The organism is Stenotrophomonas sp. UBA7606 (assembly GCF_002477705.1).
In the GTDB taxonomy this organism is placed as follows: Bacteria; Pseudomonadota; Gammaproteobacteria; order Xanthomonadales; family Xanthomonadaceae; genus Stenotrophomonas.
The window spans coordinates 18,674-30,019 of record NZ_DLJW01000062.1 but is presented as its reverse complement, the minus strand read 5'-3'; the positions used below and the strand labels follow the sequence as shown (position 1 = coordinate 30,019).

The window sequence follows — 11,346 nt, the reverse complement described above, 5'->3', positions numbered from 1 at the left end:
CTGCGCATCACCAGGCTGCCATCGTCATCCAGGCGCGAGCGCACCCGCAGGGCCACGTCATAGCCTTCGTTGATGATGTCCACGCGGCGATTGCTGATGTTCAGCTGCAACCGCACCTTGGGGTACTGCTCCAGGAATTTCGGCAGCAGCTTGGGCAGCTGCATCTGCGCCAGCGAGACCGGCACGCTTGCGCGCACCAGCCCGCGCGGCTCGGCGCTCAGGCGGTCCACTACCTCGCGCGCGGCCTGCGCCTCGGCCAACATGGTCTGCGCGTGCCGGTGCACGCTCATGCCCACGTCGGTGACTGCGAAACGGCGGGTGGAACGCTGCAGCAAGCGCACGCCCAGGTCGGTTTCCAGCTGGCTGATGCGCCGGCTCAGTCGCGACTTGGGAATGCCCAGGGCGCGCTCGGCGGCGGCAAATCCGCCGTGGTCCACGACCATGGCGAAGTAATAGAGGTCGTTGAGATCCTGCATGGATTAATCCCAGAACTGGAACGAATCGCGCAATTCAACCACCTTTGTCCTGAATTTACAAATCAGGCCACAAACGGTCCTGTATGTGGTTGAAGTCAAAAGCAAAGGCCCGCATCGCTGCGGGCCTGTACCGGCGTGTTGACTGGGAACTGCGCGTCAGCCCATGCGCTCGGCCCCCCCCATGTAGGGACGCAGCACCTCGGGGATGGTGATCGAGCCATCGGCGTTCTGATAGTTCTCCAGCACCGCGATCATGGCCCGGCCGACGGCCACGCCCGATCCATTCAGGGTATGCACCAGCTCGGGCTTGCCGCCCGGGTTGCGCCAGCGCGCCTGCATGCGGCGGGCCTGGAAATCACCGCAATTGGAGCACGAGGAAATCTCGCGATAGGTCTGCTGCGACGGCAGCCACACTTCCAGGTCATAGGTCTTGATGGCCGAGAAGCCCATGTCACCGGTGCACAGCAGCATCTTGCGGTACGGCAGGCCCAGTTTCTGCAACACGGTTTCCGCGCACTGGGTCATGCGCTGGTGCTCGGCCTCGCTCTGCTCGGCAGTACAGATGCTGACCAGTTCCACCTTCTCGAACTGGTGCTGGCGGATCATGCCACGCACGTCGCGACCGCCGCTGCCGGCCTCGGAGCGGAAGCACATCGAATGGGCGGTCATGCGCAGCGGCAGACGCTCGGCGTCGACAATCTCGTCGCGCACGATGTTGGTCAGCGGTACTTCCGAGGTCGGGATCAGATACCGCGTGGATTCACCCAGCGCCGTCTTGAACAGGTCTTCCTCGAACTTGGGCAGCTGGCCGGTACCGCGCAGCGAGTCGGCGTTGACCAGCACCGGCACGTTGGTTTCCTCGTAGCCATGCGCGTTGCTGTGCAGATTGAGCATGAACTGGCCCAGTGCACGGTGCAGGCGCGCCATCTCGCCGCGCAGTACGGTGAAACGGGCGCCCGACAGCTTGGCCGCGGTCTCGGCGTCCAGCCAGCCGTTGCGCGCGCCCAGTTCCACATGGTCCTTCACCTCGAAATCAAAGCTGCGCGGGGTGCCCCAGCGTGCCTGCTCGACGTTGTCGTTTTCGTCCTTGCCCGCCGGCACATCGGCCGCCGGCAGGTTGGGGATGCCCATCGACAGGGTTTCGATCTTCTCGCGCAGCACGTCAAGCTGGGCTTCGGAAGCCTTCAGCTCGTCGGCAAAGGCGGCAACTTCGGCCATGATCGCCGACACGTCCTCGCCCTTGGCCTTGGCATGGCCGATGGCCTTGGAGCGGCTGTTACGCAGGTTCTGCAGTTCCTGGGTGCGCACCTGGATACGCTTGCGGTCCGCCTCAAGCGATTCGAACGCGGCCACGTCCAGCTCGTAGCCGCGGCTGTCACGCAGGCGTTGGGCGAGTTCGGCGGGCTGCTGGCGAAGAAGGGCTGGATCAAGCATGGATGGGCACTGTGTACGGATGTGAAAGGGGATTATCGCGCGAACCGCGACTTTCTGCCTCGCATTCGTGTTCCTGTGCAAGAATCGACGCGTTCAAACCGGTCAGTCCCATGCCCGCTCCCCGCTCCCGCTCCGACCAGAACGTCACTTTCCAGCTGCCGCGCAGCAGCCTGAAGATCGCCGGCATCGCCTTTGGTGTCGGCGTATTGCTGTTCGTGGTGGTGTGGCTCAACGCCCGCCGCAACAACGAGTTCTACCGCGCCGACCCGGCTCAGCCGCAAACGGATACCGCCCAGTTGGCGCCCCTGCCGGCACCCTTGCCCGCCGGTGCCGGCGCAAGCGATATGCCCGATGCACGCCCCGAGGCCGTCGAGGAGAAGCCGGAACTGGTGGAAACCGCCCCGTCCCCACCGCCGCAGCCCATCGCCGAGGCGCCGCTCCCGGCCACACCTGACCCTGCTGCCCCGGCCCCGGTGGCGGCCACGCCGACCGACCGCCCTGTGCCCCTGCCCGGCCAGAGTCCGCCCCCAAGCTATCCGCCCGCCGCACTGCGTCGCGGCGACAGCGGCACGGTGGTGGTACGGGTTGAAGTGGGCGTTGATGGCACGCCACTGGACGCCACCCTGGTACAGCGCAGCGGCTCGCGCGATCTTGATCGCGCAGCGTTGGACGCGGTACGTGGCTGGCGTTTCCAGCCAGCGATGAACAATGGCCAGCCGATGCAGGCCGGGCTGGAAATCCCGTTCGATTTCAAACCGGCTCAGTAACATGAACCCCGGCCCCACAAGGGGGTCGGGTTTAAGCCCAAGTCACCCCCCGTGACGCGTCAGGCACCAGACTGGCCGCCAACGCGAAACGCATGGCGGTGACGTCAATGGGCAGCATTCCACACAATCAATCCAGTACGACGGTCGGTGCCCACGGCACGCCGACGGTATTGCTGTGGGCCTTGCTGCTGGTGTCCTTGCTGGGCGTGATGGTAGTGCTGGGTTACCGCAGCACCCATGTCAACGAGGTCATCCATAAGGGTGACAGCAATGCCGCTCCGGAACCTGCCGCCGCCACACTCCCCACCCAGGTGCCGGCAGTGTTCAACCAGCAGGCCGAGCCGCTGGCGGGCAATGCCGTGCCGAACTACCCGGCTGAACTGCTGGCCGCAGGGCTGGAGGCGGACGTGGTGGTCCGCCTGCAGATCGACGCCAATGGCGCGGTGACCCAAGCCAGCGTGCCTGCGCGGGACGCTGCCGTGGATGCCCGCTTCGAAGAAGCCGCCCTTCAAGCCCTGCAGCAATGGCGCTTCCGCCCTGAAGTGCGGGAAGGCCATGCTGTCAGCAGCGTGGTGCAGGTACCGGTGGAATTCAGGCGCGAACGCTGAGACCGAAACCGGCACCCGCCGCCAGGCTGTCAAAGCCCGGGAATGAGGTAGCCACATTGGCCACATCGTTGATCCGCACTTCCCCGGTGCTGAGTTGGCCGGCGATGGCGAAGGCCATCGAGATGCGGTGGTCGCCATGGCTTTCGATGGTGCCGCTGCCCAGCGGGCCCCCAAAGATGGTGGCACCGTCCTCGGTTTCGTCCACCCGCAGCCCCAGCGTACGCAGACCGGTGGCCATGGCCGCCAGGCGGTCGGATTCCTTGACCCGCAGCTCGGCTGCGCCACGCACCACGGTCTGGCCATCCGCCGCCGCTGCGGCGACGAACAACGCCGGGAACTCATCGATCATGTCCGGCACCACTTCCACCGGAATCTGTGCCCCCTTCAACGGCGCATAACGCACCACCAGATCGGCCACCGGCTCGCCACCGTGTTCGGCGTGGTTTTCCTCGGTGATATCCGCACCCATCAGGCGCAATGCCGTCAGCAGGCCGGTGCGACGCGGGTTCAAGCCGACCGAGCGCAAACGCACTGCCGAGCCCGGAATGATGCTGGCGGCGACGATGAAGAACGCCGAGGACGAGAAATCCGCCGGCACCGCGATATCGGTAGCGCGCAGGCGCTGGCCGCCGCGCAGGCGGGCCTTGCCCGGCTCGAAATCGATCTCCACGCCAAACGCACGCAGCATGCGCTCGGTGTAGTCGCGGGTAGGATGCGGCTCGACCACCGAGGTTTCCCCCTGCGCGTACAGGCCGGCCAGCAGTACCGCAGACTTGACCTGGGCACTGGCCACCGGCAGTTCGTAATCGATGCCGTGCAGGGGCTGGCCGCCATGGATGTGCAGCGGCGGGGTGCCATCGTCCTGGGTGTCGATGCGCGCGCCCATCTGTGCCAGCGGGCCGGTAACCCGGCGCATCGGGCGCTTGGACAGCGATTCATCGCCAACCAGGGTGGTATCAAAGGGCTGCGCCGCCAGCAGGCCGGCGAGCAGGCGCATGCCGGTGCCGGCGTTGCCGCAATCGAGCACTGCCTGGGGTGCCTTCAAGCCATCCACGCCCACGCCATGGACGATGCGCTGCGACGGCGATGGCGTCTCGAAACGCACCCCCATCTGCTCGAAGATCGCGGCCGTGGCGCGGGTGTCCTCGCCTTCCAGGAAGCCGTCGATGCGCGAGACGCCATCGGCCAGCGCGGCAAACATCACCGAGCGGTGCGAGACCGACTTGTCGCCGGGAATGGCCAGCGTGCCCTGCAGGGCGGAACCTTTGTGTGCAATCCAGTACGGCTGGGAACTCATGCGGTCTCTCTAGTATTCAGTGCGCCGGAGCGCGTCAGCAAAGCTTCTCCCTATGGGAGGAGTGCCCGAAGGGCCTGCCCCCGCGAAGGCGGGGGGCGGATGAGGGCTTGGCGGCGCCCTGTATGCACTGCATGAACAGCGCGTGCCGCCCAACCGTCACCCCACCCCTCTCCCGCAGGGAGAGGAACTCGAAACTCAGGGCACGGCGACCGGATAGGAGCCCAGCACCTTGATCTGCGCCGAGTGCGATTCCAGCTCGGCCAGCGCGGCCTGCATCGATTCGTCCTCGATGTGGCCGGCCAGGTCGATGAAGAACCCGTATTCCCACTTGGCCTGGTGCGAGGGGCGCGACTCGATGCGGTTCATGCTGATGCCATGGCGGGCAAACGGGCTGAGCACATCGAACAGCGCGCCGGGCTTGTCATGGATGAAGACCAGCACCGAGGTGCGGTCATGCCCGGACGACGGGAACAGCTGGCGGCCGATCACCAGGAAACGCGTGGTGTTGTCGGCGTCGTTCTGGATCGGCTTGGTCACCACCTTCTTCAGGCCATAGACATGGCCGGCGCTCTCGCCACCGATGGCGGCCGCGTCGTCGGCATTGCGGGCGCGGCGTGCGCCTTCGGCATTGCTGGAAACGGGGATCTTCTCCGCCTTGGGCAGGTTGGCACGCAGCCACGACGAGGTCTGCATGAAGGACTGCGGGTGCGCATAGATGCGCTCGATGTCCTCGATGCGACCGCTGCGCGACATCAGGTACTGCTGTACGCGCAGCTCGACCTCGCCACAGATCTTGAGGTTGGAGGTCAGGAACATGTCCAGGGTGATCTGGATGGTGCCCTGCCCGGAATTCTCCACTGGCACCACGCCGAAGTCGGCATTGCCGGCTTCCACTTCCTGGAAGACCTCCTCGATGCTGGCCATCGGCAGGCCCATCGCCGAGCGGCCAAAGTGCTTGAGCACGGCCTGCTGGCTGAAGGTGCCTTCCGGGCCGAGGTAACCGATCTTCAGCGGCTCCTGCTGGGCCAGGCAGGCCGACATGATCTCGCGGTACACATGCACCAGCACCTCGTCGCTGAGCGGGCCTTCATTGCGGTCCACCACCATCCGCAGCACCTGTGCCTCGCGCTCGGGTCGGTAATAGTCCACCGCGGCAGCCAGCTTGCCCTTGGCCTTGCCCACCTGGTGCGCGAACTGCGCACGCTCGGCGATCAGGGCCTGGATGTTGCGGTCGATCTGGTCGATCTTGGCGCGCACGTCGGACAGCACCGGCTTGGCCACCGGCAGTGCCTCGGCCTTGGCCTTGGCGGCCTTCTTTGCCGGAGCCGGCTTACTCTTGCCGGCGGGTTTGCTTGGCTTTGATGCCATGGGTCGTCTACCTGTTGCAGGCCGGCGCGAAGGCGCCGACGGGGTTGGATCAGCCGTTGCGTTGCTGGAACTCGCGCATGAAGGCCGCGAGCGCCTGCGCACCTTCCAGCGGCATGGCGTTGTACAGCGAGGCGCGGATACCACCGACGGCCTTGTGGCCCTTCAGCGCCAGCAGCCCGGCCGCCCTGGATTCGGCAACAAAGCGCGCATTGAGCGCATCATCGGCCAGGAAGAACGGGATGTTCATGCGCGAACGCACCGCTTTGGCTACGTCATTGCGATAGAAGCCGCCCGAGCCATCGATGGCCTCATAGATCGCCGCGGACTTGGCCGCGCTCAGCTTGGCAAACGCCTCGACACCGCCCTGCGCCAGCATCCACTTGAACATCAGCCCGGCCAGGTACCAGTTCCAGGTCGGTGGGGTGTTGAGCATGGAATCGCGTGTCACATGCGAGCGGTAATCGAAGATGTCCGCGCGCGGCTGGCCAGCGCGTTCCAGCAGGTCGCGGCGGATGATCACCACCGCCACCCCGACCGGGCCCAGGTTCTTCTGCGCGCCGGCATAGATCACCCCATAGCGCGACACATCGATCGGCTCGGACGCGATCGAGGAGCTGAAATCGGCAATCAGCGGCACATCGCCCACATCGGGCACGTCGCGGAACTCGACGCCGTGGATGGTTTCGTTGGCGGTGATATGAACATAGGCCGCGTCCCTGGACAGCTGCCACTGGTCCTGCGCCGGAATGTCACGGAAGCCGCCGGCTTCGCCGCTGGCGACAACCTGCGCATCCACATAAGGCTTGGCCTGCTTGACCGCGGTCTTGCCCCAGTGGCCGGTGACCACGTAATCGGCACGCTGGCCGGGGGCAGCGAAGTTCAGCGGCATCAGCGCCTGCTGGGTGGTGGCGCCGCCACCGAGGAACAGCACGGCGTAGTCGTCGGGGATGCCGATCAGGGTGCGCAGGTCGGCATCGGCCTGCTCGGCAACGGCCATGAAGTCGGCGCTGCGATGGCTGATCTCGACAATGGACGCGCCGACGCCATTCCATTCCAACATCTCCGCCTGCGCCTGGCGCAGGACCGATTCCGGCAGAGTCGCAGGGCCGGCACTGAAATTGAATGCGCGCGTCATGTCACACCTGTTGGGCAGAACCCCTAGTATGCCGCAGCGCAACAGCCTTGGGGGCTGCAGAAAAAGTTGCATCTGCACCCAATCGACGGGTCAAGCATTGCCCGGCGATACGCCACCGACAGCGGTGCGTTCAGCGGGCACCGAACATCAGCAATGCACTGATTGCCGCCCCCAGCAACAGAGCGCTCAGCAGCAGCCACGGCCAACGCCGCGGCCTGCGCGGGCGGACCATCTCGGCCGTCTCGGCGGGCGCGGTTGCCGCCGGCTCATCCAGCTCGGGGAAGGCCTGGGCGGCATTGGCCGGGCCCAGTGGAACCTCAAGCACAAACCGGTGGTTGCCTTCCAGCACCACCTGGTCGCCGGCCTGCAGCCAGCAATGCCGGACCGGCACCCCATTGACCACACTGCCCTCGGCCGAGCCAAGGTCCCGCAACAGCACGCGCTCACCATGACGCTCCAGACGGGCATGCTGCGACGCGAATGCCGGGTCGTCGATGGTGATGTCACTGCCCGCGTCGCCACCGATGATGCGCGGCTTGTCCAAGGTGAAACTGCGGCCATGGTGACGCCCGCCGACACCGCGCAGCAGCACCCGCATGTCCTCGCCGGGCTCGACAGGCAGCTCGGGGGCCTGCGCCAACTGCTCGCATTCACCACGCAGCAGCATCTCGGTACCATCGGCATAGACCGAGTCGCCGGCGCGCAGCAGGGCCATGCGCCGTACCGGACGACCGTTGACATGGATGCCACGTACACCACTGGCCACCTGCAGCCATACCCCGCGCTGGTCGGTGCAGAACTGGGCCAGCAATAGCGGCCCAACACTGCCGTCGCCCAGACGCACCTGGCCGGATGCATGGCGCACAATGCGCTGCACCCCCGGCGACAAGGTCTGATCGGGCTGCTGACGGTTGCTGAAATGAACTTGCAGAGTACGCACCGCAGCAGACTAGCAGGTCCTTCCGGCATGCAGAAGCAGTACGTAGGGCTTGGACTACGCGCCCCGGGTACGCACAATGCCGCTCCTCTTATCCGCAAGCCATCCAGGCCAGCCCCCATGTCCACCATCGATATCCAGCATGCCCATTCCCTGCCCGCCGACAAGGCCCGCACTGCGATCGCCGAAGTAGCCGAAAAGCTGCAGGACCGCTTTGATGTCACCACCCGCTGGGAAGGCGAGGTACTGCATTTCGCCCGCTCCGGCGTTGACGGTGCGATCGAACTGCTGCCGGGGTCCGTGCGGGTGAAGGCTGAGCTGGGTTTCCTGTTGTCCGCCATGAAGGGCATGGTGGAATCGGAAATCCAGCGCGTTCTCGCCGAAAAGCTCGGTTGACGCACTGCCGTCACACCACGCAAGCATTTGAGCCGTTACGGTGGTGCCCTGGACAGTCCCGCACAGGAGCCCCCTCATGACGACACATGAACACCGCCCCGAAGACCGCGACCATGGCAGCCCGGGGTTGCAGGAACAGGCCGAACGACTGGGCCGCAGGATGACCGAATCGGCCCAGCAGGTATGGCTTGCAGGGCTCGGTGCGCTGTCGCGGGCACAGAATGAAGGCAGCAAGTTGTTCGACACCCTGGTCAAGGAGGGCGAAAGCGTGGAGCAGCGTTCGCGCGATGAATCCAGCCGCGGTGAAAGCATCCGCGATACCGTCGAGAACACCCTGGGCCAGGCCCGCGACCGCGCCGCCGGCACCTGGGACCGGGTGGAGCGCAGCTTCGAGGACCGCGTTCACCGGGTACTGCGCCGCATGGATATTCCCAGCCGCTCCGATATCGAGGCGCTGAACGAGCGCCTGGACGCACTCAACCGACGCCTGACCCGGACCGAAAGCCGCACGGCGCAGGCCGACGCAGGGCCTGAAGAACACTGATGTTGCAAAGCAGCAAAAGCTGCGCAAGAATCAACCTACCCGCCAGCAGTACCGCGCCGTAAGTCTCCCTCCCCTCACGGCACCGGATGGCGGGTTTTTCTTGCCCGACGTTTGCCCCGCGCGCTCGCGCCGCCGACCCCCGCGCCGGCACCTGCAGTGACAAGCGCCCTCGCCTGCCGGCGCCACGGGCAGCAGGCAACGTGATAGAACGATGGCCCGATCCTCGCCAGCGCGCCCGATCCGGCTGCTGCGCAGCACCGGTCGCGCGCACCGGAGTACACCATGAGCACTACCCCCACCCAGACCCGTCACGACCAGCACGGCCGCTACCCACGCGCCGAGAGCGTGGAAGACTTCCGCCATAACTTGGCCACGGTACAGCAGCGTATCGATGCTGCCTGCCAGCGTGTGGGCCGCGATCCCGCCGGCGTCCGCTTGTTGCCGGTCAGCAAGACCATGGACGAGGCACACATCCGTCTGGCCCATGCTGCCGGTTGCCGGCTGCTGGGCGAGAACAAGGTGCAGGAAGCCCATCACAAATGGGAGGCCATGCAGGACCTCGGCGACCTGCACTGGTCGGTGATCGGCCACCTGCAGACCAACAAGGCCAAGCTGGTCGCACGCTTTGCCAGCGAGTTCCAGGCGCTGGACAGCCTGCGCCTGGCCGAAACCCTGGACCGCCGCCTGCAGACAGAGGGCCGGCAGCTGGACGTCTTCGTGCAGGTCAACACGTCCAACGAAGACAGCAAGTTCGGCCTGGCGCCCGGCGAAGTGGCAGCCTTCGTGCAGGCCATGCCCCGCTTCGGCAATCTGCGGGTACGCGGCTTGATGACCCTGGCGCTCTTTTCCGCCGCGCCCGAACAGGTACGTGCATGTTTCGTGCGGCTGCGCCAACTGCGCGAACAGTTGCGCCAAAGCGCTCCGGCAGCCGTGCAGCTGGATGAACTGTCGATGGGGATGTCCGGCGACTTCGAGATCGCCATCGAGGAAGGCGCCACCGTCGTACGCGTTGGCCAGGCCATCTTCGGCGCCCGCTCCGTACCCGACAGCCACTACTGGCCGGACGCTGCCGGCACCCGCTGAACGCTGTTTGCACGGCACCCGAAAAAGCGCCGCGCGTCCACTCTTACGATGGCCCGGGGGAATACCATAAGCTTCCTTCCTGTAACCCTTTCCTCAGGCATATAGATGTTCTCCTGGTTCCTGGCGCTGTCACTGGCATTGCTTCTCGGTGGGCTGGCGTCTGCCTACCTCTGGCTGGTCAAGCGCAGGCAGACCGAAGTACAGCACGGGCTGGCCGCACTTGCCGGCATGCGCTGGCGCGAGTTCTCGCGCATCGTCCACCAGGCGATGGCCGGGCAACGCGGCCTGCAGCCGCTGCAGGACAGCGAGGACAGCGATCGCGGCACCAGCAGCGACTTCCTGCTGCAGCGCGACGGGCAGCGCTGGCTGGTGTCGTGCAAACACGGCCGCGCTTACCGCTTTGGCGCAGCGGCAATCAACGAACTGGTCTCCGCGGTAGACCTGACTGGCGCCCAGGGCGGCATCCTGATCACCGAAGGACAGGTTGAGCGCGACGGCCAGGCCGTGGCCGCCAAGCATGCCATCGAAATCATCGCCGACAGGCAGCTCTGGGACCTGCTCAAACCCTACGTCACCGGCGATACCGATGCGATGGTCACCGGCATCGCCCGGCGCGAAGCTGTACGCCATACCGGCATTGCCATCCTTGCCGCCATCACCCTGGGGCTGCTGGCAGGCATGGGTTACATGACCTTGCAGGGCGATGCCAACGAACCGGCAGCAACGACAGCTCCCAAAGCGGCTACCGCGCCGGTCGTTGGCACGCCTGCCGACGAGACCGACGCAGCCAGTCCTGCCGCCGCAGCCAACAGCGAGCCTGTCGACCCCGGCAACCAGATCCAGGACCCCGATCCGGAAACCCTGGCCCGTTACCAGAAGGAGGTTTCACGGGCGCTGGCTGCCACCCCCGGTGTGGTCAGCGGCATCTGGCTGACGCGCTCGACGCTGTCGGTCGAACGCACGGGTGAAGCTGCCGATACCTGGCCGCGCATCTGCGCGGTGTTGCAGCGCTATCCGTCGCTGCGCACCTCCCGCGTGCAGCTCAACCCGCGCCCCGGTGTGGAGGAGCCGGTGCGCTGGCGCCAGTGCAGCACCATCTAGCGCCCTGTAGTGCCGAGCCATGCTCGGCAGGGCCGTACCTGCGCAGCGTACGGCCGCGATATCGCAAACCACCGACAACCCAGGGCCCCTGTAGTGCCGAGCCAAGCTCGGCAGGAGCCGTACCTGCGCAGCGTACGGCCGCGATACCGCAAACCACCGACAATCCCGGGCCCCTGTAGTGCCGAGCCATGCCCGGCAGG

12 protein-coding genes are annotated in these 11,346 nt (G+C 66.0%); 6 read left to right on the top strand and 6 right to left on the bottom strand.

What is annotated here, in order from left to right; genetic code table 11:
• The coding region (locus B2527_RS08475; protein WP_293707870.1) for a LysR family transcriptional regulator at positions 1 to 476 on the bottom strand (476 nt) is incomplete at its 3' end.
• A 156-nt stretch (positions 477 to 632) separates the two neighbouring features.
• Positions 633 to 1,910, bottom strand: a complete 1,278-nt coding sequence (gene serS, locus B2527_RS08470; protein ID WP_293707869.1) for a serine--tRNA ligase — start codon at positions 1,908 to 1,910, stop codon at positions 633 to 635.
• 110 nt (positions 1,911 to 2,020) lie between these two features.
• On the opposite strand from serS, the gene B2527_RS08465 reads away from it, so the two are divergent.
• The gene (locus tag B2527_RS08465; RefSeq protein ID WP_293707868.1) at positions 2,021 to 2,677 is read left to right on the top strand and encodes an energy transducer TonB; all 657 of its coding nucleotides are present in this window, start codon (positions 2,021 to 2,023) and stop codon (positions 2,675 to 2,677) included.
• Between the two features lie 92 nt (positions 2,678 to 2,769).
• On the top strand, positions 2,770 to 3,285 hold the full coding sequence (locus B2527_RS08460) for an energy transducer TonB (protein ID WP_293707867.1): 516 nt from the start codon (positions 2,770 to 2,772) through the stop codon (positions 3,283 to 3,285).
• Here B2527_RS08460 and aroA read toward each other — a convergent pair.
• The 4 genes from aroA to B2527_RS08440 form a co-directional block, all read right to left on the bottom strand.
• Positions 3,269 to 4,582, bottom strand: a complete 1,314-nt coding sequence (gene aroA / locus B2527_RS08455; RefSeq protein WP_293707865.1) for a 3-phosphoshikimate 1-carboxyvinyltransferase — start codon at positions 4,580 to 4,582, stop codon at positions 3,269 to 3,271. The genes B2527_RS08460 and aroA overlap by 17 nt on opposite strands.
• A 195-nt stretch (positions 4,583 to 4,777) precedes the next feature.
• Positions 4,778 to 5,950 carry a prephenate dehydratase gene (gene pheA / locus B2527_RS08450; RefSeq protein ID WP_293707863.1) on the bottom strand — a complete coding sequence of 391 codons (1,173 nt, stop codon included), beginning with the start codon at positions 5,948 to 5,950 and terminating at the stop codon, positions 4,778 to 4,780.
• 49 nt (positions 5,951 to 5,999) lie between these two features.
• A complete protein-coding gene (gene serC / locus B2527_RS08445; protein ID WP_293707861.1) occupies positions 6,000 to 7,085 on the bottom strand; it encodes a 3-phosphoserine/phosphohydroxythreonine transaminase in 1,086 nt (361 codons plus the stop codon).
• A gap of 130 nt (positions 7,086 to 7,215) precedes the next feature.
• Positions 7,216 to 8,025: an FHA domain-containing protein gene (locus tag B2527_RS08440; RefSeq protein WP_293707859.1), complete on the bottom strand. Its 810-nt coding sequence runs from the start codon at positions 8,023 to 8,025 to the stop codon at positions 7,216 to 7,218.
• A gap of 117 nt (positions 8,026 to 8,142) precedes the next feature.
• On the opposite strand from B2527_RS08440, the gene B2527_RS08435 reads away from it, so the two are divergent.
• From B2527_RS08435 to B2527_RS08420, 4 genes are all read left to right on the top strand, one after another.
• The gene (locus B2527_RS08435; protein WP_293707857.1) at positions 8,143 to 8,418 is read left to right on the top strand and encodes a polyhydroxyalkanoic acid system family protein; all 276 of its coding nucleotides are present in this window, start codon (positions 8,143 to 8,145) and stop codon (positions 8,416 to 8,418) included.
• A gap of 76 nt (positions 8,419 to 8,494) precedes the next feature.
• A complete protein-coding gene (locus tag B2527_RS08430; RefSeq protein WP_293707855.1) occupies positions 8,495 to 8,962 on the top strand; it encodes a phasin family protein in 468 nt (155 codons plus the stop codon).
• A gap of 282 nt (positions 8,963 to 9,244) precedes the next feature.
• Positions 9,245 to 10,045, top strand: a complete 801-nt coding sequence (locus tag B2527_RS08425) for a YggS family pyridoxal phosphate-dependent enzyme (RefSeq protein ID WP_293707853.1) — start codon at positions 9,245 to 9,247, stop codon at positions 10,043 to 10,045.
• A gap of 105 nt (positions 10,046 to 10,150) precedes the next feature.
• Positions 10,151 to 11,146 (top strand): restriction endonuclease, encoded by a 996-nt coding sequence (locus B2527_RS08420; protein WP_293707851.1) that lies wholly within the window; start codon positions 10,151 to 10,153, stop codon positions 11,144 to 11,146.
• The last annotated feature ends 200 nt before the right edge of the window (positions 11,147 to 11,346 follow it).

Excerpts from the sequence above, each read along its gene's own strand:
- serS (WP_293707869.1), bottom strand. The coding sequence starts at position 1,910 with ATGCTTGATCCAGCCCTTCTTCGCCAGCAGCCCGCCGAACTCGCCCAA.
- B2527_RS08465 (WP_293707868.1), top strand. The coding sequence starts at position 2,021 with ATGCCCGCTCCCCGCTCCCGCTCCGACCAGAACGTCACTTTCCAGCTG.
- B2527_RS08460 (WP_293707867.1), top strand. The coding sequence starts at position 2,770 with ATGGCGGTGACGTCAATGGGCAGCATTCCACACAATCAATCCAGTACG.
- aroA (WP_293707865.1), bottom strand. The coding sequence starts at position 4,582 with ATGAGTTCCCAGCCGTACTGGATTGCACACAAAGGTTCCGCCCTGCAG.
- pheA (WP_293707863.1), bottom strand. The coding sequence starts at position 5,950 with ATGGCATCAAAGCCAAGCAAACCCGCCGGCAAGAGTAAGCCGGCTCCG.
- serC (WP_293707861.1), bottom strand. The coding sequence starts at position 7,085 with ATGACGCGCGCATTCAATTTCAGTGCCGGCCCTGCGACTCTGCCGGAA.
- B2527_RS08435 (WP_293707857.1), top strand. The coding sequence starts at position 8,143 with ATGTCCACCATCGATATCCAGCATGCCCATTCCCTGCCCGCCGACAAG.
- B2527_RS08430 (WP_293707855.1), top strand. The coding sequence starts at position 8,495 with ATGACGACACATGAACACCGCCCCGAAGACCGCGACCATGGCAGCCCG.
- B2527_RS08425 (WP_293707853.1), top strand. The coding sequence starts at position 9,245 with ATGAGCACTACCCCCACCCAGACCCGTCACGACCAGCACGGCCGCTAC.
- B2527_RS08420 (WP_293707851.1), top strand. The coding sequence starts at position 10,151 with ATGTTCTCCTGGTTCCTGGCGCTGTCACTGGCATTGCTTCTCGGTGGG.